Genomic DNA, 21,221 nt, shown 5'->3' on the forward strand with positions numbered 1-21,221 from the left:
ACCTAGTCGGCTGCGGGGCCGCGTCGATTCGGCCGGCCTCCGCCAAACAACCGCAGTGCCAGCTTGCGCGCCTCGTCGAGCAGCAGCACCGAGGACCCCACGGCTGCGGCCCGGCCCCAGTCGGCGAGGCTCAGCGGCACGGTATGAAACACCGCCTGAGCCGGCGGCCAATGAACCACTACGATCTGCAGTGCCAGCACGCTCAGGATTGCCACCCAAAGCTTGCCGTTACGGAAGAAATGGCGGTTGAAGGCGCTGCCGAATTCGGCGCGGGCGTTGAAGGTGTTGAAGAACTGGAACAGCACGAAGGTGGTGAAGGCGAGGGTGAGCGCGTAGGCGTGCCCGCCCTGGTGCTCGCCCCAGGCGTAGGCGCCGAGCGTGCCCGCAGCCATCGTCACGCCATACATCAGCAGGCGGGCGAGGCGAGGACCGGTCAGGATCGCCGCATCGAGCGCCCGCGGCGGCGCCGACATCGCGCCGGGGCGGGCCGGCTCGAGGCCGAGCGTCATCGCCGGCGGGCCGTCCATGATGATGTTGACCCAAAGGATCTGCACCGCGGTGAACGGCGTCGGCAGGCCGAACAGCGGCGCCGCCAGCACCGTGAGGATCGCGCCGATGTTGGTCGATAGCTGGAAGCGCACGAACTTGACGATGTTGTCGTAGATCGCGCGGCCTTCGCGTACCGCCTTGACGATGGTGGCGAAGTTGTCGTCGGTGAGCACCATCGAGGCCGCTTCCTTGGTCACCTCGGTGCCGGTGATTCCCATCGCCACGCCGATGTCGGCCGCCTTCAGCGCCGGTGCATCGTTGACGCCGTCGCCGGTCATCGCCACCACATGGCCGGCATCCTTGAGCGCCTTCACGATGCGCATCTTGTGCTCGGGTGCGACGCGGGCGAATACGGCGGTGCGTTCGACCAGGGCACGCAGCTCGAGGGGCTCGAGGCCCTCGATCTCGTGCCCCTCGTGCGCCTCGCCCTCGAGGCCAAGCGCCGTTGCGATCGCGGCTGCGGTGGCGCGGTGGTCGCCGGTGATCATCTTCACCGCGATGCCCGCCCGGTGGCAGACGCGGATCGCCTCCGCGGCTTCCGGGCGTGCCGGATCGACGATGCCGACCAGGCCGACGACCACCAGTTCCTGCGTCCACGGCATCAGGTCGACGGCGGGGTCGAAGGCGTCGACGGGGATGTCGCGGCCGGCGAGGGCGAGCACGCGCATCGACTCGCCGGCGAAGCGGGCGTTCTCGGCACGGAAGCGCTTCCGCGCGGCAGCGTCGAGCGGCATCGGGCCGTTGGCGGAAAGATAGTGGGTGGCACGCGCCAGCACGACGTCGGGCGCACCCTTGAGCCACATCCGCACCCGCTCGTCGTCGCGGTGAAAGGTGGCCATGAACTTGTGTTCGGCGTCGAAGGGGATCTCGGCGAAGCGCGGCATGGCGTCGGCGAGTCCTTCGGCGTCGGCGCCTGCGCGGCTCACCAGGGCGAGGAGGGCGCCCTCGGTAGGGTCGCCGATCAGTGTGCCCCCATTGATGCGGGCATCGGCGCACAGGGCTGCCGGCATCAGGAGGGGCACAAGGTCGGGTGTAGCCTCGCCGTCGTCGGCAGCGATGCGACCCTCGCCGTCGTAGCCCTCACCCTCCACGCTGAAGCGACGGTCCTGGAAGAACAGGCCGCGCGCGGTCATCTGGTTGAGGGTCAGGGTGCCGGTCTTGTCGGAGCAGATCACCGTGGTGCAGCCGAGGGTCTCGACCGCGGCGAGCTTCTTGACGATTGCGTTGCGCCCGGCCATGCGGCGCATGCCGAGCGCCAGCGTCACCGTCACCACGGCCGGCAGGCCTTCCGGGATCGCCGCCACCGCGAGCGCGATCGCGGTCATCGCGGTCTGCATCAGGTCCTCCCCGCGCGCGACGCCGACCGCGAACATGAGCCCGACCACCACCCCGGCGATCGCCGCCAGGCGCTTGCCGAGACGGTCGAGTTGCTGCTGCAGCGGGGTCGCGGATTCCGCCTCCTCGGCGAGCATGCCCGCGAGCCGGCCCATCTCGGTGCGCATGCCGGTGTCGGTGACCATCGCCTCGAGCCGCCCGCGGGTAAGGACGGTGTTCATGAACACGAGATTGCTGCGTTCGGCGAGCGCGGCGCCGCGATCGATCTCGTCATGCCGCTTCGCCACCGGGTGCGACTCCCCGGTGAGCGCAGCCTCGGCGACCTCCGCCCCATGGGCCACGATCACCCGTCCGTCCGCCGGGACGCGATCGCCCGCCTCGAGCAGCAGGACGTCTCCCGGCACGAGCTTGTCCGCGGGCAGCTCGACCGTGCGACCGTCGCGCCGGACACGCGCCACCGGCGCGAGCATGTTGCTCAGCGCTGCGAGCGCGGCTTCGGCGCGATGCTCCTGAACGAAGCCGAGCGCGGCGTTGATCAGCACCACCGCGCCGATCACGAGCGCGTCACGAATCTCGCCGACGGCACCGGCAAGCACCGCGGCGCCGATCAGCACGAGGATCAGGAGGCTGCGGAACTGGTCGAGGAATTTCAGCCACGCGGGGCGCGGCGGCGTCGCCGCCAGACGGTTGGGGCCGTGGCGTTCGAACCGTGCGCCCGCCTCGGCGGCACTCAGCCCGCGCGCCGGATCCACTCCGAGGCCGCGCGCGGCGCTGCCTACCGACAGCGCGTGCCACTCCCGCCGTTCTGCCGACGCCGTGCTCGTCCCCGGTACGCCCGCGTCGTCCATCAGCCCTCCGGGCGGTCCACATCGGTCTCCGCGCCGTTCGTCGGCGGCGGCTCGGGAGCCCGGGTGGCGAGCACCTTGTCGATGCGCTTGCCGTCGAGGTCGATCACCTCCAGCCGCCACTGCTCCCAGGTCACGATGTCGCCGGTCTGGGCGAGGCGGCCGAGCAGCCACATCAGCATCCCGCTGAGGGTGTGGTAGCGGCCCTTTTCTTCCTCCGGTACGTTCTTCAGTCCGAGGCGGTCCTTGAGCTCGAGGATCGGGATCAGGCCGTCGAGCAGCCAGGAACCGTCCTCGCGCTGCACCGCCCAGGCCTCGTCAAGGCCGTGAGGATGGAACTCTCCGGTCACCGATTCGAGCACGTCGTACAGCGTGACCATGCCGAGTACCTCACCGTATTCGTCGATGACGAAGACCATGTGCGTGCTCGAGGCGCGGAATTGGTCGAGCAGCTCCATGCCGGTCAGCGATTCGGGCACGTAGACCGCCGGCTGCAGGTTGCGGGTGAGGGTGGGGGTGCCGCCCTTGAGGGTCTGGTTGAACAGCTGCTTCGAGGTGACGATGCCGAGAACCTCCTCCAGGCCGCCTCGGCACACCGGGAAGCGCGAGTGCTCGGACTCCGCCATGCGCACGAGGTTTTCGTCGAGCGGGCGATTGACGTCGAGCCATACGATGTCGGCACGCGGCACCATCAGCGAGCCGATCAGGCGGTCGTCGAGGCGGAACACGTTGCGCACCATCTCGTGCTCGCTCTTCTCGATGATGCCGGCCACCGAGCCTTCCTCGAGCATGGCGTGGATCTCTTCCTCGGTGACGCTGGGCGAGGCCTCGTCGCGCTTGCCCAGGATGCGCAGCAGGAAGGTGGTGGACCAGCTCAGCAGATGGACGAAGGGGCGGGAAGCGATCGCGAGCGCGTTCATCGGCCGTGACACGAGGCGGGCGATGCCTTCCGGGTTGATCTGGGCGATGCGCTTGGGGACCAGTTCGCCGATGACGATCGACACGTAGGTGATCACGATCACGACCAGCGCGGTGGCGCCGATCTCGCTGCCGCGCTGCTCCAGGCCGAGCGTCTGCAGCCAGGTGGCGAGCGGTGCGGCGAGTGCGGCCTCGCCGACGATGCCGTTGAGGATGCCGATCGAGGTGATGCCGATCTGGATCGTCGACAGGAAGCGCGTCGGTTCCTCGCCGAGCCTGATCGCCAGGGTGGCGCCGCCGTCGCCATCCTCGGCAAGGCGGGCGAGCCGTGCCCGACGGGCGGTGACGAGCGCGATCTCGGACATTGCGAACACGCCGTTGAGCAGGATGAGAGCGATCAGAACGAAGATTTCCATGAGCCTCGGGGCTGCGACGAAACGCGGTCGTGGGACCGCCTGGCCGCGGCCATGTGGAATGCGTGGGAGAGGGTGTGGCGAATGGGCAGGCGCGAGCCGTAGGGCCGCGTGGACGTGCGGTGGAACGCGCGCATGAACGGGACGTTCCCGTGCAGGGCTGCGCGATGGCTGGCGGCGCTAGATCGCGCGGAAGATTCTGGCTCCGGCTCGGGCGGACCGGCGTCGGCGGCGGGCGGGACGCTGGCGCCGAGAGTGAGGGAACTGCTGTCCATGGCAACGGGTGCGATCCCGTCAGACACCTTCTTGAGTCGATACGGTTCCGATGATGCCGGAACTCCGGCGCAATGTCACCGGCGTTGCAGCGCAGTGGGCTGCGGGCGCCGAGCGCGCGCAGCGGCGCCGATTCTCGCTCAGGAAGATGACATCAGGGTGTCGACCAGCGCGCGCATGCGGCGCCAGTGCGAGCCCTCCCAATAGACCCGGTCGCAGTGCTCGCAGCGACTGAAGCGCGTGTGCGCGGCACGCACGCGGGGTGGCAGTCGCGCTTCCACCGCCGCCTTGTCGACCGCGTGCAGCAGGCCGTTGCAGCGCATGCAGCGGCTGAAGGGGCGGGCGCTGCGCGCGAGCTGGAGTCGATCGAACAGCTCGGCGAGTTGCAACCGTGGCTTGAGCGCATGGACGTAGCAGCCGTGCGTGATGGCGCGATGCTTGAGCAGCTCGCGGTCGCGGCTGAGCACGATGCGGCCTTCGCGCTCGGCGATCGCCGCGATCTCGCGGTCGGCGAAGCCGTTGTCGTAAAGGGTGTCGAAGCCGGTCATGCGCAGCAGGCGGGCCAGTCCGCCGAGGTGGGCGTCAGCGACGAACCGGGTCAGCCGCAGCGGCTGCGGGCGCACCCGCAGCAGGGGGGCGATGTCGAAGGCCTCGAAGCGCGGATACACCGAAACGCGATCGCCGTCTTGCACCAGGCGGTCGAAGTCGACCGACTCGCCATTGACCAGCACCAGCTCGACCTCGGTGTGCGGCACGCCAAGCGCTTCGATCGCGTGCTTGACCGTGGCCTTGTCGGCGCAGGCCGCCGTGAACGCGACCCGACGGCGCGGCGGCGGGAGGAAATCGTTGAGCTCCGCGTAGAAGCGAAAGTGCGCGCTCGCGCCCATCGGCGCACCCCCGTCAGGCCGCGGGCGCCGGCACGTAGCCGAAGCGCGAGGGCATCTCGGCACGCGCCACGTATCGCAGCGGCAGCCCGTTCCACCAGACGTCGCCGGCGCCGGCCATCACTGCCATCAGCGCGTCCTCCTCGGCGGTCTCGCCGCTCGACGTACGGCAGTCGGAGAGGAAGACGGCGAGGTCGCGATCATCGACCAGGCCGATGCCGGCTCTGGTATCGAGCAGCGCGTTGCCCTCGTCGTCGAGCAGCGCCGCGCGGACCTCGCCCGCCGGGGACCCGGTGTGCGTGCTCGGGCTGCCGTCGGTGTCGAGGCGGAGCACCCACGGCGTGTATTCGAGCGCCACGTAGACCTTCTGCGGGCCGTTGTCGACCAGCCAGTTGCCGGCTTCGTCGCGCCGATAGTGCTGGTTGAGGAAGCGGATCAGGCCGGCGTGCTCGACGCGTTCACCGCGCAGCGCCCAGTTGCCGCGACGATCGAGCGAGAGCCAGCCGTAGCAGGCGGGAACGTCCGGCCAGCGCGGCGCGCCGCCGGAAGCGGGGATGAAGGACATGGTCGTGGAAAACCCGATCGGAGACGGGCCGCGGGGCGACCCTGCTCCCTCAGTGTAGTAGACCCCGCCACGCAGGAAAAACGCCACCCGCGGGTGGCGTTCCGGTTGTGGCGGACCGGCGCCCGCGCACCGCGTTCAGGCCGCGTCGAGCGCCTGCTCGAGGTCGGCGATGATGTCGTCGATGTGCTCGATGCCGATCGACAGCCGCACCATGTCGGGCGACACGCCGGCGCGGGCGAGTTCCTCGGGCGAGAGCTGGCGGTGGGTGGTCGATGCGGGGTGGCAGGCGAGCGACTTGGCGTCGCCGATGTTGACCAGCCGGGTCACCAGCTTGAGCGCGTCCTGGAAGCGGCCGCCGCCCTCGAAGCCGCCCGCCACGCCGAAGGACAGGATGCCCGAGGCGCGGCCGCCCATGTACTTCTGCACCAGCGCGTGATCGCGGTGGTCGGGCAGACCGGCGTAGTTCACCCAGGCCACCTTCGGATGCCTGCTGAGGAACTCGGCCACCTTCAGGGTGTTCTCGCAGATGCGGTCCATGCGCAGTGCGAGCGTCTCGATGCCCTGCAGGATGAGGAAGGAGTTGAAGGGCGAGATCGCCGCACCGGTGTTGCGCAGCGGCACGACGCGGGCGCGCGCGATGAAGGCGGCGGCGCCGATCGCCTCGGTATACACCACGCCGTGATAGGACACGTCGGGTTCGTTGAGGCGGCGGAAGCGCGTCTTGTGCTCGGCCCAGGGGAACTTGCCGGAGTCGACGATGGCCCCGCCGATCGAGTTGCCGTGGCCGCCGAGGTACTTGGTCAGCGCATGGACGACGATGTCGGCTCCGTGCTCGATCGGCCGGCACAGGTAGGGCGAGGGCACGGTGTTGTCGACGATCAGCGGCACGCCGGCCCGGTGGGCGACCTCGGCGAGGCGCTCGAAGTCGGTGACGTTGCCCAGCGGGTTGCCCACCGACTCGCAGAAGATCGCCTTGGTGCGCTCGTCGATGAGGGCGGCGAAGGCCTCCGGGTCCCGGTAGTCCGCGAAGCGCACCTCGATGCCGAGTTGCGGCAGGGTGTGGGCGAACAGGTTGTAGGTGCCGCCGTACAGCGTCGATGCGGAGATGATGTTGTCGCCGGCCTCGGCGATGGTCTGGATCGCATAGGTGATCGCCGACATGCCCGAGGCCACCGCGAGCGCGCCGATGCCGCCTTCCAGTGCTGCCACCCGCTGCTCGAGCACCGCGGTAGTCGGGTTCATGATGCGGGTGTAGATGTTGCCCTGCACCTTGAGATCGAAGAGGTCGGCGCCGTGCTGGGTGTCGTCGAAGGCGTAGGAGGTCGTCTGGTAGATCGGCACCGCCACCGCCTTGGTGGTCGGATCGGGCGAGTAGCCGCCATGGACGGCGATCGTTTCGAGTTTCATGCGCGGGGTCTCCCCTGTTCGGTCGAACTCGGGAGTATAGCGACTGCGCATCGGCGGCCGGAAGGCGGGTTCCCCGCGTGCCGCTTTCGCGCCTGGTGTTGCCCCCGGGCGTGCGCGGGATCAACATGGCAGGTGCCCGTCGGGCAAGCGCATGGGGGCGGCCGGTCCGGCCGTCCGCGAATCATGGGAGAGCAAGGATGAGCAACAACAAGACCCGCAGCGCGCTCCGCGCCGGGCTCCAGCAGGAAGACGCCGCGGTGGCAGAGCGCCTGCCGGAAGTCGCGCAGGGAGGCGCACCGGCACCCGAGGCGAATGCAAGCCCGGCGCGCAAGCCGGCAGCGAAGCGGGCCGCGGCGACGAAGGCGAAGCCGGTCGAAGCGCGGCCGGCTGCCGCAGCGGCGGAGAAGGCCGAGGTGGCGAAGGCGGCGCCCGCCAAAGACGGGGCGGCCGGTGCGCCGGCGGCGAAGCCGGCTCGCCGCCGCGCTGCGCCCAAGGCCGCCGTGCCGGTCATCGAGGCCGTCGTCGCCGAGGCGGCGGCTGCGAAGGCCGAGCTCGAGGCGGCGCGCAAGGACAAGCGCGAGAAGGTGGTGCGCGATTCCTTCTCCCTGCCCAAGCGCGAACACGCCCTGATCAAGACGCTGCGCACGCGGCTGGCAACCTCGGGGCGGCTGGCGAGCAAGTCCGAGGTGCTGCGCGCCGGCCTGGTCCTGCTCGCGGAACGCACCGGCGACGAACTCGCGCTGCTGGTGGAGTCGCTGGCGGTGGTGCCGAAGGGGAAGGGCAAGAAGTAGGGCGGGTTCAGCCGCACACGCGGTCGGGGGCGAACTCGACCGCGACCAGCCCGCGCAGCGCGTTGCCCGCATGGAGCCGGCGCGCACCGGCGAGGTCCCCGAGACGCAGCACGGCTTCACGGGCCTCGCCCTTTTCCAGCAGGCTGCGGCGCAGCACGCCGTCGAGCGCGCCGCTTTTGAGCGGTGGGGTCAGCAGCACGCCCTCGCCGGTGTCGAGGAAGATCGTGCTGCGCGCGCCTTCGGCGACCTCGCCGCGCTCGTTGAGGAAGAGCGCGTCGAAGCAGCCGGCCGCGTCCGCCGTCCGCAGCGTGGCATCGTAGAGCGCCCGCGCGCTCGTCTTGTGGCGCAGCAGCGGATCGTCGGCGCGCAGCCGCGCGCGGGCGAGGCCGAGCCGGAGCGGGCCGGGCGGCAGCGGGGCGAGCGGTGTCGCGGTGATCCGCGCCTCGCCGGCGGGCGACAGTTCGAGCCGTACCCGGTGCGGGCCGGCGAGCCCGCGCGCATGGGCGAGCAGCGCGTCGCGCAGTCTTTCGGGCGCGCAGGGCATGCCGAAATGCGCGGCCGAAGCCGCCAGCCGCGCGAGGTGCAATTCGAGGAGCGGATACGGCATGTCGCCGCCGGGCGTGCAGCGCAGGGTCTCGATGAGGCCGAAGGGCGGTGGCAACCCGGTGAGGAAGCGACCCTTCAGCAGGCATTCCTCCCACTCGGCGGCGGGGTCCGAATCGGCGACGATGCCGCTGCCCAGGCCGAGCCGCGCGCGGCCGCCGGCGGCGATCTCGAGGGTACGGATCGGCACGTTGAAGCAGAAGTCGCCGTCCGGTGCGAGCCAGCCGATCGCGCCGCAGTAGACGCCGCGCGGTGCGTTCTCGAGAGCGCGGATGACCTCCATCGCACGGATCCTGGGTGCGCCGGTCACCGAACCGCAGGGGAAGAGCGCGCGCAACACCGTCGCGAGTCCGGCGGCCACCGGCGACGCGCTGATCGCCGAGCTCATCTGCCACACGGTGGAAAAGCCCTCAATGTCGAACAGCGCATCGACGCGCACGCCGCCGGGCGGCGCGAGCCGGCCGAGGTCGTTGCGGATCAGATCCACGATCATCAGGTTCTCCGCGCGGTTCTTCTCCGAGTCGCGCAGCGTCTGCGGGTCGTCGCTGCGCGCGGCAGTGCCCTTCATCGGCCGGCAGTGCAGCCGCTCGCCCTCGCGGCGCACGAAGAGTTCGGGCGAGCGCGACAGCAGGGCGATCCCGGGGTCGAGGATGCAGGCGCCGTGGCGCACCGGCTGCGCGGCCCGCAGGCGCTGGTAGAGCGCGAGCGGGGCGCCCCAGGCCTCGCCTTCGAGCGGCCAGGTGAAATTCACCTGGTAGCAGTCGCCGGCCTCGATCAGGCGGTGGATTTCGGCCACCGCGGCGAGGTAGGCCTCGCGCCCGATCGCCGGCCGCAGCGCGGCAATGCCGGCGAGGCGCTGGTGTTCGTCCAGCGCGGCGACGGCGCGTGCGAGCCGCGCCTCGGTGTCGGCGGGGCTTCGCCAGCGGCCGTGCTCGAACACCCAGGCCTGCAGCAGCGGGCCGGCGGCGGGTGGCAGCAGCGGCGTGAGGCGGGGTTCGAGCAGGTAGCCGAGCTCGTAGGCGGCGGCGATCGCCACCCAGCGGCCGGCGGCGCGTGCGGCCTCGATCGAGGCCAGGGTGGCGTCGAGCGTGTCGGCATGCGCGCAGACGAGCTTGTCGCACGGCGCTTCGAGCCACAGGTCGCCACTGCCGGCGAGATTGTCGTCGAAGAGGGCGAAGGTGGCGCCGGCGGCGGGCGGGGTGGGCGAATCGGGCACGGAGGGCATGGCGTGGCGAGGGCGGGTGGGTGCGGGAGGCCTGGAGGGGCGAAGGCGAAAACGGCGAGGGCAGCGTCGTAGCCCACGGGCCACCACAGCCACCAATGTAGCAAGGATGGCCGCCGCGCTGCTGCCCGCCTCAGTGGAAATCCCGGCTGCGCGCGTCGAGCGCGCCGAGCATCGCGCTGTGGTCGACCAGCCGTCCGGCGACCAGATGCACCACGCTGCCCTGGCGGCTGACCTGGCCGTAGACGCCGAGCAGTCGGGCACCGAGCACGATCGCGCGCTCGCGCTCGAACAGCTCCCTGCGCACGATGACGTTGATCAGCCCGGTCTCGTCCTCCAGGGTGACGAACATCGTCCCCTTCGCGGTGCCGGGACGCTGGCGGCAGGTGACGAGGCCGGCGCTGCGGGCGAGCATGCGGTCGGCGGCCTCGGCGATCGCACTCGCGGGCAGGAAGCGCAGCCGCTGCAGGCGCGCGCGCAGCAGGGCGAGCGGATGGCGGCCGAGGCTGAAGCCGAGCCGCGCGTAGTCGGCGAGCAGTTCGCGCGCCTCGGTCGGCGGCGCCAGCGTGGCGGCGACGTCGGCGCCGGGCGCGTCGGCGAGCAGGCCGGGCAGCGGCGTGCCGCCGGCGGCCTGCCACAAGGCCTGGTGGCGGTGGCCGGCGAGGCTCGCCAGCGCGCCGCCGGCGGCCAGCGTGCGCAGGGTGCCGGCGTCCAGCACCGCGCGGCGGGCGAGGTCCTCGACGCCGGCGAAGCGCCCGGTGGCGCGCGCGGCGACGATGCGCGCGGCCGCTTCGCTGGCGAGGCCGCGCACCATGCACAGGCCGAGGCGGACCGCCGGCTGGGGCGTCATCGGGCAGGTCGCGCCGGCGGCGTCAGGGGGTGGTGGCTCGCTGGCGGAGAGCGGGGCGGACGAGGGTGGCCCGGATGTCGGGGCCTCGGCGGGCACGGCCGCCGCCTCCAGCGTGCAGTCCCAGTCGCTCGTGGCGACGTCGGGCGGGCGCACCTCGATGCGATGGCGGCGGGCGTCCTGGATCAGCTGCGAGGGCGAGTAGAAGCCCATCGGCTGGCTGTTGAGCAGGGCGGCGAGGAAGGCCGCCGGCTCGAAGCACTTGAGCCACGCCGAGGCATACACCAGCAGGGCGAAGCTGGCGGCGTGAGATTCGGGAAAGCCGTAGCTGCCGAAGCCCTCGATCTGGCGGCACAGGCGTTCGGCGAACCCGGCCTCGAAGTCACGCTCGGCCATGCCCTCGAGCAGCTTCCGGCGATAGCGCTCGAGCTCGCCCTTGCGCCGCCAGGCACCCATCGCGCGCCGCAACTGGTCGGCCTCGCCGCCACTGAAGCCGGCTGCCACCACCGCGAGCTGCATGACCTGCTCCTGGAAGATCGGTACCCCCAGCGTGCGGGCGAGCACCGCGCGGATCTCGGGGCGGAGCTCGGCGAGCACCGCGTCGATACCGAGGCTGAGGACGCGCTCGCGCGCCTGCAGGTAGGGATGGACCATGCCGCCCTGGATCGGGCCGGGGCGCACGATCGCCACCTCCACCACGAGATCGTAGAAGCGGCGCGGCCGCAGCCGCGGCAGCATGGTGAGCTGGGCGCGCGACTCGACCTGGAACACCCCGATCGTGTCGGCGCGCGACAGCATGTCGTAGACCTCGGGCGCCTCGCGCGGGATGGCGGCGAGGCTGAGCGCGCGGCCGCGCCAGGCGGAGGCGAGCGCGAGACCGCGGCGCAGCGCCGACAGCATGCCGAGCGCGAGCACGTCCACCTTGAGCAGGCCGAGCGCGTCGAGATCGTCCTTGTCCCACTGGATCACGGTGCGCTCGGCCATCGCCGCGTTCTCCACCGGCACCAGCTCGTCGAGCCGGCCGCGGGCGATGACGAAGCCGCCGACGTGCTGCGACAGATGGCGCGGAAAGCCGATCAGCTCCTCGGTGAGCGCGCGCAGCCGGCGCACCGGCGGGCTGTCGGGGTCGAGGCCGGCCTCCGCGATGCGCTCGGGCAGCAGCCGGCGGCCGTCGGACCACACGTGGCCGCGCGACAGCCGGTCGAGCTGGTCGTCGCCCAGCCCGAGCGCGCGGCCGACGTCGCGCAGCGCGCTGCGCGGCCGATAGCTGATGACGGTGGCGGCGAGCGCGGCGCGCTCGCGGCCGTACTTCGCATAGAGGTACTGGATCACCTCCTCGCGGCGCTCGTGCTCGAAATCGACGTCGATGTCGGGCGGCTCGTCGCGCTCGCGCGAGATGAAGCGCTCGACCAGCATGATGCCGAGCTGCGGGTCGACCTCGGTGATGCCGAGCGCCCAGCACACCACCGAGTTGGCGGCCGAGCCGCGGCCCTGGCACAGGATGCCGGCGCCGCGGGCGAAGCGCACGATGTCGTGCACCGTGAGGAAATAGGGCTCGTAGCCGAGCTCGGCGATGAGCGCGAGTTCGTGCTCGACCTGGCTGCGTACCGCGGGCGGGGCGGGGTCCGCGGCCGGCGCCGGCGGCTGCGCGGTGGCGGCGGGCAGGGCGACCGCGGCGTGGGTGCCGTCGCGCCGGTAGCGCCAGGCCAGCCCGCCCTCGACCAGGCGGCGCAGCCAGGCGGGGGGCGTGTGGCCGGCGGGCACCAGCTCGTCGGGATACTCGTAGCGCAGCTCGGCGAGGCTGAAGCGGCAGCGCGCGGCGACCTCGAGCGTTTCGGCGAGCAGCGCCGGCGGATAGCGGCGGGCGAGGGTGGCGCGCTCGTGCAGGCGGCGCTCGGCGTTCGGGGCGAGCCGCAGGCCGGCTTCGGCAACCGTGCAGTGCAAGCGGATCGCGGTCAGCACGTCGGCCAGCGGGCGGCGGGCGGCGTCGTGCATCAGCGCCCCGCTGGCGGCGAGCGCGGGGATGCCGGCGGCGCTGGCGATCCGCTGCAGCATCGCGATGCGGCGACGGTCGAAGCCGTCGAGCACGCAGCTCGCCGCCAGCCAGGCGCGGCCGGGGAACAGCGCCGCGAGCCAGCGCGCGTCGGCGAGCAGGGCCTGCGCCGGGGAGGGGGTCGGGTCCGGGGCGGGGGCCTCGTCGGTCGCGGGCCAGGCTTCGTCCGGCGCGCCGACGCCGTCGGGCGCGGCGACCGCCTCGGGCAGGATGCCCGCCGGCGGCACGAGCAGGGCGAGCAGGCCGTCGAGCCCGGCGGCGGCCAGGCCGCGGCGGTCGAGCCGGTAGCGGCCCTTGGCGGCGGCGCGCCGGGCGTCGGTGATCAGGCGCGAGAGGCGGCCGTAGCCGGCGCGGTCCGCAGCGAGCAGCACCAGGCAGGGGCCGTCCTCGAGGCGGATCTCGCTGCCGACGATCAGCCGGGGGCCGCCGGGATGCGCGCGCAGCGCGCTATGGGCGCGCACCACGCCGGCGAGTGAGCACTCGTCGGTGATCGCCAGCGCGGCATAGCCGTACTCCGCCGCCCGCGCGACCAGTTCCTCGGGGTGGGAGGCGCCGCGCTGGAAGCTGAAGTTGGACAGGCAGTGGAGTTCGGCGTAATCGGGAGTCACGCTTTGACTGTACAAAAATACAGTCAAAGCGGCAAGCCGGTCCCCGCTTCCGGCCGCCTCGCCGCACGCGGCTCAGCCGTCCGCCTCGGCCTGCTCGGCCAGCCGCGAGGCGAGCGCCATCAGCGCCCCGCCGTGCTCGAGGCCGTCGATGAAGCGGCGCGGGATGGCGCGGATGCCGACCTGGGCGCCCGCCAGCGCGCCGGCGAGGATCGCGCGCGCCTGGTTCTGGCCGCCGCCGTTGACCGCGTGCAGCACCGCCGACTCGAAGTCGCCGGCGAAGCGTGCGGCGAGATAGTAGGCGGCGGGGAACTGGTGATAGACCGCACACGGCATGCCGTACAGCAGCGACACCTTCCACGCCGGCTCGATGCGGATGTCGGGGTCGCGTGCCGCGCGGGCGATCGAGGACACGCCGAGCAGGGCGTCGGGTGAGGGGAAGCGGCCGGCGACCGGCGCCTCGGCCTCGTCCGCGCGCGGCGCCTGCAGGTCATTGGCGGTGACGCTGTGGAAGGGCAGTTCGCCGGTCTTCACCCGCGCCATCAGCTTGTTCGACAGCGTGCCATCGAGCGGCTCGCCCTCGACCAGCATGCCGAGGATCGCGCCGAAGGCGACCGTCATCGCCACCACGGTGCCGTCGGTCTGGGTCAGCACGGTGTTGGCGCCGACCGCGGCCGCGAGCGCGGCGGGCCGTCGCGCGAGACGGATCGCGATCGCCAGCGTGCGCTCGGCGGCCTCGGTGGTGTCGGCATTGCCGCCGACCCCGTCCCAGGGCAGGCGTTCGCCGACGCGCTTGCGCCAGGCCTCGCGGATCGACTGGCTGGTGTAGCCGCCCGGCCCGCTCATCGGCTGGCCATCGAGCAGGGTGAAGAAGTCGTCGAGGCGGCGGCAGAAGTCGGCTTCGTCGTAGCCGTCGCAGGCGACCAGGGATTCGGCGGTCAGGTGCAGCAGGATGCCGGCCTGCGAGGACTGCCCCGCCTTCATGCCGGCATGGTAGCGGCCGGGCCGGGGCGCGGTGTAGTCGGTGATCCAGTCGCCGAACTCGGCGTGCAGCTCGTCGAGGTCGTAGTACCAGTGCGGGCCGAGGGCGAGGGCGTCGCCGATGAAGGCGCCCATCAGGGCGCCGGCGGCACGGTCGTGGAAGTCGGCTTGAGGCATGGCGGTTTCTCCGGCATGAACGAAGGGTGACAGCCGCGGCGTTCGCCGCGCCTTCGGGGCGCTTGCCCGCGCCGCGGCCTTGGCGCAAGGTTCACCGTAGACCATCACGGCAAGCCCCACCACGACGATGAAACCGCTTTTCCCCCGCACCCCGCTGCTGGCCGGCACCGATGTCGAGGCCATGCGCGCCGAGCTGCTGAGCTACTTCCACCAGACCTTCGACCGCTACGAGTCCCTCTTCGGAATCCTCGCCGGCGACGAGGCCTATTACCGCAAACCGATCGCCCTGCGTCATCCGCTGATCTTCTACTTCGGCCACACCGCGACCTTCTTCATCAACAAGTTCATCCTCGCCGGCCTGATCGAGCAGCGCATCGACCCGCGGCTGGAATCCATGTTCGCGGTCGGTGTCGACGAGATGAGCTGGGACGACCTCGACGAGGCGCGCTACGCGTGGCCGACGGTGGCCGAGGTCGCCGACTATCGCGACAAGGTCAGGGCGGTGGTCGAGCGCGTGATCCGCGACACGGCCTTCGTCCTGCCGATCGGCTGGAAGGACCCGATGTGGGCGGTGTTGATGGGCATCGAGCACGAGCGCATCCACCTCGAGACCTCCTCGGTGCTGATCCGCCAGCATGCGCTCCACTACGTGAAGCCGCATCCCGCGTGGGCGCCGTGCCGCGAAAGCGGCGAGGCGCCCGCCAACGCGCTGGTCGACATCCCCGCCGGCCGGGTGAGGCTGGGACGCAACTTCGACGAGCCGATCTACGGCTGGGACAACGAGTACGGCTACCACGAGGCCGGGCTGCCCGCCTTTCGCGCCGCCCGCTACCTGGTCAGCAACCGCGAGTTCCTCGCCTTCGTCGAGGCCGGCGGCTATGGCGACGACGGCCTGTGGGACGAGGAAGGCCTGGGCTGGCGCCGCTTCGCCCGCGCCGAACATCCGGGCTTCTGGGTACCGGCGGGCGGCGGCTGGCGGCTGCGCCTGCTCGCCGAGGAGGTGCCGATGCCGTGGGACTGGCCAGTGGAGGTGAACTGCCTCGAGGCCCAGGCCTTCTGCCGCTGGAAGGCGCGCGAGAGCGGGCTGCCGGTGCGGCTGCCGACCGAGGACGAGTGGCACCGGCTGTACGACCACGCCGGCCTCGCCGACGTGCCGCACGACGCGCCCGCCAGCGCCAACCTGCACCTCGACCACTGGGCCTCGAGCTGCCCGGTGAACCGCTTCGCCCACGGCGAACTGTTCGACGTGGTCGGCAACGTCTGGCAGTGGTGCGAGACGCCGACCTATCCCTTCGACGGCTTCGAGGTGCATCCGATCTACGACGACTTCACCACGCCGACCTTCGACGGCCGCCACAACATCATCAAGGGCGGCAGCTGGATCTCGACCGGCAACGAATCGCGCCACGCCTCGCGTTACGCCTTCCGTCGCCACTTCTTCCAGCACGCGGGCTTTCGCTACATCGTCAGCGAGGCGCCGGCGATCCATCCCGCTTCGTCGTACGAGACAGATGCGCTGCTCTCGCAGTACGCCGAGTTCCACTACGGCGACGAGGCCTTCGGCGTGCCGAACTTCCCGAAGGCGGTGGCGGAGATCGCGATCGACGCCCACCGCCGCTTGGGCAACCGCCGCTTCGCGCGCGCGCTCGATCTCGGCTGCGCCACCGGGCGGGCGAGCTTCGAACTCGCGCGCGCCTTCGACGAGGTGATCGGCATCGACTTCTCGGCGCGCTTCATCCAGGCCGGGGCGAGGTTCGCCGAGACCGGCGTGCTGCGCTACACCCTGCCCGACGAGGGCGAGCTGGTGAGTTATCACGAGCGCCGGCTCGATGTCCTGGGCCTGGCCGAGACGGCCGGCCGCGTCGCCTTCTGGCAGGGCGACGCCTGCAACCTGAAGGCGGTGTTCGCCGGCTTCGACCTGATCCTCGCCGCCAACCTGATCGATCGCCTCTACAGCCCGCGCCGCTTCCTCGCCGACGTGGCGCACCGCCTCGTGCCGGGCGGCCTGCTGGTGCTGGCCTCGCCCTACACCTGGCTGGAGGAGCACACCCGGCGCGAGGAGTGGATCGGCGGCTTCAAGAAGGATGGCGAGTCGTACACCACGCTCGACGGCCTCAAGGACGTGCTCGCCGGCGACTTCGAGCTGGTGCAGGGGCCGCAGGCGGTGCCCTTCGTGATCCGCGAGACGCGCCGCAAGCACCAGCACACCCTGTCCGAGCTGACGGTGTGGAAGCGACTCGGCTGAGTCACTCGACCCGGTAACGCTCCAGCCAGTGCGCGTAGGGCGCGGGCAGCACCCAGGTGGGGCGCTCGACGCCGACCGCGCGCGCGGCCTGCAGCGGCCAGTGCGGATTGGCGAGGTGGGCGCGGCCGACCATCACCAGGTCGAGCCGGCCGTCGCGCACGCTGGCTTCGGCAATCGACGGCTTGTCGATGCCCCAGGCCGAGGCGACCGGCAGCGCGGCCCCGCGGCGGACCTGTCCGGCGATCGGCACGAGGAAGGCGGGCGCCCAGGGGATGTTCGCCTCCGGGGTCGAGAAGCCGACGCTGACGCTGAGCAGGTCGAGGCCCTCGCGCTTGAGCTTGCGCGTGAGTTCGATCGACTCCGCGAGCGTTTCCTCGTCGCGGCCGTCGTACTCGATCACGCCGAAGCGGGCGGTCAGCGGCAGGTTCTCCGGCCACACCTCGCGCACCGCAGCCAGGGTCTCGAGCAGGAAGCGGCTGCGATTCTCGAGGCTGCCGCCGTAGGCGTCCTCGCGCCGGTTGGCGTACACCGAGAAGAAGCTCTGGCCGAGATAGCCGTGGGCGAAGTGCAGCTCGAGCCACTCGAAGCCGGCATCGCGCGCGCGCCTCGCCGCGGCGACGAAATCCGCGCGCACGCGGGCGATGTCCTCGAGCGTCATCTCGCGCGGCACGCGCGGCAGGTTGGCGCCGAAGGCGATCGCCGAGGGCGACAGGGTCTCCCAGCCGCGCGCGTCGTCCGCGGCGAGATGGTCGTCGCCTTCCCATGGCCGGTTGGCGCTGGCCTTGCGGCCGGCGTGGCCGATCTGGATGCCCGGCACCGCGCCGGCGGCCTTGATCGAGGCCGCGATCGGTGCCAGGGCGTCGGCCTGGGCGTCGTTCCACAGGCCAAGACAGGCCGGGGTGATGCGGCCCTCCGGCGAGACCGCGGTGGCCTCGACCACGACCAGGCCCGCGCCGCCGCGGGCGAGGGCGGGGTAGTGCACCCGGTGCCAGTCATTGACCACGCCGTCGGTGGCCATGTACTGGCACATCGGCGGGATGGCGATGCGGTTGCGCAGGGTGACGTCCTTGAGCTTGAAGGGCTGGAAAAGCGCCGACATGGGCGGGTCCTTTCAGATGTGTTCGATGGGTTCGGGGGGGCGGTGAGCGGGGCGGCTCAGAGGCTGGCCTGGAGGATGCGCCGGGCGAGGGCGGGATCGATCGCGCGGTCCTCGCCGAGCGCGGTCATGCCGTGCGCCTCGAGCCGGGCGATGATGAGGTCGATCGCCTCGGCGCCGATGCCGTAGTCGCGCAGCCGGGTCTTCACGCCGAGCGACTCGAAGAAGTCGCGCGTCTGTGCGATCGCGCGCTCGATGCGCTCGTCGGCGCTGCCGGAGTGGATGTTCCACACGCGGGCGGCGTACTGCAGCAGCTTGTCGCGCTTGACCTCGCGGCGCAGCGCGAGCAGCGAGGGCTGCACCACGGCCAGGGTCTGCGCATGGTCGAGGCCGTGCAGTGCGGTGATCTCGTGGCCGATCATGTGGGTCGCCCAGTCCTGCGGCACGCCGGCACCGATGAGGCCGTTGAGCGCCTGGGTCGCCGCCCACATCAGGTTCGCGCGCACCTCGTAGTTCCCGGGCTCGGCGAGGGCCTGCGGGCCGACCTCGATCAGCGTCTGCAACAGGCCTTCGGCGTAGCGGTCCTGCACCGGCGCGGCGGCCGGGCGGGTCATGTACTGCTCCATCACGTGCACGAAGGCGTCGACCGCGCCGTTGGCGATCTGGCGCGGCGGCAGGCTGTAGGTCTTGACCGGGTCGAGCACCGAGAAGCGCGGGAACACGAGCGGGCTGGCGAAGCCGAGCTTGGCCTGCAGCGACTTGCGGGTGATCACCGAGAAGCAGTTCATCTCCGAGCCGGTCGCGGGCAGGGTCAGCACGCAGCCCATGGGCACCGCCTGTGCGATGTGCTTGCCGTAGGTCTCGAGGATGTTCCACGGCTCGCCGTCGTAGCCCACCGCGGCGGCGACGAACTTGGTGCCGTCGATCACCGAGCCGCCGCCCACCGCGAGGAGGAAGTCGAGCTTCTCGCGACGCACCAGGGCGACCGCCTCCATCAGCGTCTCGTAGGCCGGATTCGGCTCGATGCCGCCGAAGCGCTGCACGCTGCGGCCGGCGAGGGCCGCCTCGACCTCGGCGAGGGTGCCGTTGCGTTCGGCGCTGCCGCCGCCGTAGAGCACCAGCACGCGGGCGTCGGCGGGGACGAGTTCGTCCAGGCGGGCGATGCTGCCCTCGCCGAAGACGATGCGGGTGGGGTTGTAGTAGTCGAAATTGAGCATCTTGCGTCCTTTGCGGGATGTGGACCGTGTTCGGCGTCGGGCAGACCGGGGGGCCGGCCGACGGGCGGGAAATCTTCAGTTCGAGAGGATCTGCAGGCTGGCTTCCCAGGCCTGGTCGAGCGGCTCGGCGGTGCGCTGCAGCTTGGCGAGCAGGCTCGCGCCCAGCCAGAGCTGGTACAGCGTCGTCGCCGTTTGCGCGGGGGCGGCGCGCGCGGGCAGCGAGCCGTCCTCCACGCCGGCGGCGATGCAGGCGGCGAGGCGGGCGATGACCTGCCCCGTGCCTTCGCGCAGGGTCAGGCGCATCGCCTCGGAGAGGTCGGCGACCTCGGCGGCGAGCTTGACCACGAGGCACTTCTGCTCGGGGCAGTCTTCGGCCTGCGTCTCGCGCCACTCGCGGAAGTAGTGCAGCAGTCGCTCGCGCGCCGGCAGGTCGGGGGTGGCCAGGAGGGTGTCGAGCTGGCGCAGATAGTGGTCGAAATAGTCCTCGAGCAGGGCCTGGCCGAACAGTTCCTTCGACTTGAAGTAGTGGTAGAAGGAGCCCTTCGGCACCCCGGAGGCCTGCAGCAGCTCGCTCAGGCCGACGCCGGAAAAGCCCTTCGCCGCGATGATGCGGTGGCCGGTGTCGAGAATGTGCTGGCGGGTGTCGGCGTGGCGTGTGCTCATGCCGGCCAGCTTACGCCCGAATAGACCGGTCGTCTAGTTCCGGCGACGCCATGTGTGGCCACGGCCCCGGGATCGTGCCGTGCCCCGCCTTACATGAAGTGCAGGCCGACCTGGAACAGGCGTTCGGCCTTCTTCACCAGGCGCTTGGCGGTGCAGAAGACGATCACGTGGTCGTCCGGCTCGATCACCGTGTCGTGGTGGGCGATGATCACCTCGCCGTAGCGCGTCACCGAGGTCCAGTCGTCGGACGGGCCGACGACGACGGGCTCGCCGATGCGACGGACGATCGCCGCGACCGTCACCCCGCGCGGCCAGCCGATTTCGTCGATGCGGCGGCCGACCACGCGCGAAGTGCGCACATCGCCGTGGGCGACGATCTCGAGCGCCTCGGCCGCCCCGCGGCGCAGCGAGTGCACTTCGGCGACGTCGCCGTGGCGCACGTAGGCGAGCAGCGAGCCGATCGACACCTGCGCCGGCGACAGACCGATGTCGATCGGTCCGCCCTCGATCATCTCGGCGTAGGCGCGGCGGTTGATCAGCGCCACCACCCGCTTGCAGCCGAGCCGCTTGGCGAGGCTGCCGGCCATGATGTTGTCCTCCTCGTCGTTGGTCAGCGCGACGAACAGGTCCATCTGCGCGATGTTCTCCTGCTCGAGCAGGTCCTCGTCGGTGCCGGTGCCGTGCAGCACCAGGGTGTGGCCGAGCTCGGCGGCGAGCTGCTCGGCCCGCTCGGCGCGCCCCTCGATGAGCTTCACCTCGTAGCGCCGCTCGAGCTTGCGCGCCACGCGGGCGCCGATGTTGCCGCCACCGGCGATCATGATCCATCGCACCGGTTCGGTCATGCGACCGAGCCCGTTCAGCACCGGGCGGATGTGCTCGGCGGCGGCGAGCAGGAAGACCTCGTCGCCGGGCTCGATCAGGGTGTCGCCGTCGGGGACCACCGGCCGGTCGCCGCGGAAGATCGCCGCGACGCGCGCGTCCAGCTCGGGCGGCAGCACTTCGCGCAGGTAGCTCACCGGCTTGCCGGCCATCACCCCGCCGCCATGGGCGCGCACCGCCACCATGCTGACCCGCTCGCCGGCGAAGCCCAGTACCTGGAGCGCTTCGGGGAATTGGATCAGGCGCTGGATGTAGTCGGTGATGACCTGTTCCGGGCAGAGCGCGAAATCGACCGCAAAATTGGCCTTCGACAGCAGCTCGGGGTCCTCGAGGAAGTCGCGCGAGCGCAGCCGGGCGATGCGCGTCGGCACGTTGAAGCGGTGCTGGGCCAGCTTGCACGCGACGAGGTTGGCCTGGTCGCTCTGGGTGACCGCGATCACGAGGTCGGCGTTGTCCGCGCCGGCCTCGCGCAGCACCGAGGGCGTGGCCGCGTTGCCGGTGACGGTGCGCACGTCGAGCCGGGCCTGCAGTTGGGCGAGGCGGGCGCCGTCCTGGTCGACGAGGGTGATGTCGTTGCGCTCCGAGGCCAGGGCCTCGGCCACGCTGGCACCGACCTGGCCGGCACCGAGAATCAGGATGTTCATGCTTCGTCT

Annotated in this window: 14 protein-coding genes; 2 read left to right on the forward strand and 12 right to left on the reverse strand. The window is 71.5% G+C overall.

Translation table 11 applies throughout. The annotated features are described in order from the left end of the window. Positions 1-2: 2 nt before the first annotated feature. The 5 genes from BB334_RS09115 to BB334_RS09135 form a co-directional block, all read right to left on the reverse strand. Positions 3-2,732, reverse strand: a complete 2,730-nt coding sequence (locus BB334_RS09115; RefSeq protein ID WP_068807451.1) for a cation-translocating P-type ATPase — start codon at positions 2,730-2,732, stop codon at positions 3-5. After that, the gene (locus BB334_RS09120; RefSeq protein WP_068807454.1) at positions 2,732-4,063 is read right to left on the reverse strand and encodes a hemolysin family protein; all 1,332 of its coding nucleotides are present in this window, start codon (positions 4,061-4,063) and stop codon (positions 2,732-2,734) included. Before BB334_RS09120 ends, BB334_RS09115 begins: the two co-directional genes overlap by 1 nt. A 410-nt stretch (positions 4,064-4,473) precedes the next feature. After that, complete coding sequence (locus BB334_RS09125) at positions 4,474-5,220, reverse strand: Mut7-C RNAse domain-containing protein (RefSeq protein ID WP_068807457.1); 747 nt, start codon at positions 5,218-5,220, stop codon at positions 4,474-4,476. A gap of 13 nt (positions 5,221-5,233) precedes the next feature. Beyond that, a complete protein-coding gene (locus BB334_RS09130) occupies positions 5,234-5,782 on the reverse strand; it encodes a DUF2946 family protein (RefSeq protein ID WP_068807460.1) in 549 nt (182 codons plus the stop codon). A 135-nt stretch (positions 5,783-5,917) separates the two neighbouring features. Then, positions 5,918-7,189, reverse strand: a complete 1,272-nt coding sequence (locus tag BB334_RS09135; RefSeq protein ID WP_068807463.1) for a bifunctional O-acetylhomoserine aminocarboxypropyltransferase/cysteine synthase — start codon at positions 7,187-7,189, stop codon at positions 5,918-5,920. Positions 7,190-7,386: 197 nt separating this feature from the next. On the opposite strand from BB334_RS09135, the gene BB334_RS09140 reads away from it, so the two are divergent. After that, positions 7,387-7,980, forward strand: a complete 594-nt coding sequence (locus tag BB334_RS09140) for a hypothetical protein (RefSeq protein WP_068807466.1) — start codon at positions 7,387-7,389, stop codon at positions 7,978-7,980. Positions 7,981-7,987: 7 nt separating this feature from the next. On the opposite strand, the gene pabB is transcribed toward BB334_RS09140, so the two are convergent. From pabB to BB334_RS09155, 3 genes are all read right to left on the reverse strand, one after another. Next, positions 7,988-9,808: an aminodeoxychorismate synthase component I gene (gene pabB, locus BB334_RS09145; RefSeq protein ID WP_068807469.1), complete on the reverse strand. Its 1,821-nt coding sequence runs from the start codon at positions 9,806-9,808 to the stop codon at positions 7,988-7,990. 130 nt (positions 9,809-9,938) lie between these two features. Further along, complete coding sequence (locus BB334_RS09150; protein ID WP_068807472.1) at positions 9,939-13,313, reverse strand: error-prone DNA polymerase; 3,375 nt, start codon at positions 13,311-13,313, stop codon at positions 9,939-9,941. Between the two features lie 72 nt (positions 13,314-13,385). Beyond that, positions 13,386-14,468, reverse strand: coding sequence for an ADP-ribosylglycohydrolase family protein (locus BB334_RS09155; protein ID WP_068807475.1), 1,083 nt, complete (start codon positions 14,466-14,468; stop codon positions 13,386-13,388). Positions 14,469-14,595: 127 nt separating this feature from the next. On the opposite strand from BB334_RS09155, the gene ovoA reads away from it, so the two are divergent. Beyond that, positions 14,596-16,713, forward strand: coding sequence for a 5-histidylcysteine sulfoxide synthase (gene ovoA / locus BB334_RS09160; protein ID WP_068807478.1), 2,118 nt, complete (start codon positions 14,596-14,598; stop codon positions 16,711-16,713). A gap of 1 nt (position 16,714) precedes the next feature. Here ovoA and BB334_RS09165 read toward each other — a convergent pair whose 3' ends face one another. The 4 genes from BB334_RS09165 to trkA all read right to left on the reverse strand — a co-directional run bounded on the left by BB334_RS09165 (position 16,715) and on the right by trkA (position 21,212). Next, entirely contained in the window at positions 16,715-17,812 is a 1,098-nt protein-coding gene (locus tag BB334_RS09165) for an NADH:flavin oxidoreductase/NADH oxidase (protein ID WP_068807480.1), read from the reverse strand. A 56-nt stretch (positions 17,813-17,868) separates the two neighbouring features. Next, positions 17,869-19,026 carry an iron-containing alcohol dehydrogenase gene (locus tag BB334_RS09170; RefSeq protein WP_068807483.1) on the reverse strand — a complete coding sequence of 386 codons (1,158 nt, stop codon included), beginning with the start codon at positions 19,024-19,026 and terminating at the stop codon, positions 17,869-17,871. Positions 19,027-19,101: 75 nt separating this feature from the next. Next, complete coding sequence (locus BB334_RS09175) at positions 19,102-19,689, reverse strand: TetR/AcrR family transcriptional regulator (RefSeq protein ID WP_068807486.1); 588 nt, start codon at positions 19,687-19,689, stop codon at positions 19,102-19,104. 89 nt (positions 19,690-19,778) lie between these two features. Beyond that, positions 19,779-21,212 carry a Trk system potassium transporter TrkA gene (gene trkA / locus BB334_RS09180; RefSeq protein ID WP_068807489.1) on the reverse strand — a complete coding sequence of 478 codons (1,434 nt, stop codon included), beginning with the start codon at positions 21,210-21,212 and terminating at the stop codon, positions 19,779-19,781. Positions 21,213-21,221 lie beyond the last annotated feature (9 nt).

This window comes from Thauera phenolivorans (assembly GCF_001696715.1).
GTDB classification, from domain to species: domain Bacteria; phylum Pseudomonadota; class Gammaproteobacteria; order Burkholderiales; family Rhodocyclaceae; genus Thauera; species Thauera phenolivorans.

Coding starts and splice junctions, on each gene's coding strand:
- ovoA (WP_068807478.1), top strand. CDS start 14,596: ATGAAACCGCTTTTCCCCCGCACCCCGCTGCTGGCCGGCACCGATGTC.
- BB334_RS09175 (WP_068807486.1), bottom strand. CDS start 19,689: ATGAGCACACGCCACGCCGACACCCGCCAGCACATTCTCGACACCGGC.
- pabB (WP_068807469.1), bottom strand. CDS start 9,808: ATGCCCTCCGTGCCCGATTCGCCCACCCCGCCCGCCGCCGGCGCCACC.
- BB334_RS09115 (WP_068807451.1), bottom strand. CDS start 2,732: ATGGACGACGCGGGCGTACCGGGGACGAGCACGGCGTCGGCAGAACGG.
- BB334_RS09140 (WP_068807466.1), top strand. CDS start 7,387: ATGAGCAACAACAAGACCCGCAGCGCGCTCCGCGCCGGGCTCCAGCAG.
- BB334_RS09165 (WP_068807480.1), bottom strand. CDS start 17,812: ATGTCGGCGCTTTTCCAGCCCTTCAAGCTCAAGGACGTCACCCTGCGC.
- BB334_RS09155 (WP_068807475.1), bottom strand. CDS start 14,468: ATGCCTCAAGCCGACTTCCACGACCGTGCCGCCGGCGCCCTGATGGGC.
- BB334_RS09125 (WP_068807457.1), bottom strand. CDS start 5,220: ATGGGCGCGAGCGCGCACTTTCGCTTCTACGCGGAGCTCAACGATTTC.
- BB334_RS09135 (WP_068807463.1), bottom strand. CDS start 7,189: ATGAAACTCGAAACGATCGCCGTCCATGGCGGCTACTCGCCCGATCCG.
- BB334_RS09170 (WP_068807483.1), bottom strand. CDS start 19,026: ATGCTCAATTTCGACTACTACAACCCCACCCGCATCGTCTTCGGCGAG.
- BB334_RS09130 (WP_068807460.1), bottom strand. CDS start 5,782: ATGTCCTTCATCCCCGCTTCCGGCGGCGCGCCGCGCTGGCCGGACGTT.
- BB334_RS09120 (WP_068807454.1), bottom strand. CDS start 4,063: ATGGAAATCTTCGTTCTGATCGCTCTCATCCTGCTCAACGGCGTGTTC.
- trkA (WP_068807489.1), bottom strand. CDS start 21,212: ATGAACATCCTGATTCTCGGTGCCGGCCAGGTCGGTGCCAGCGTGGCC.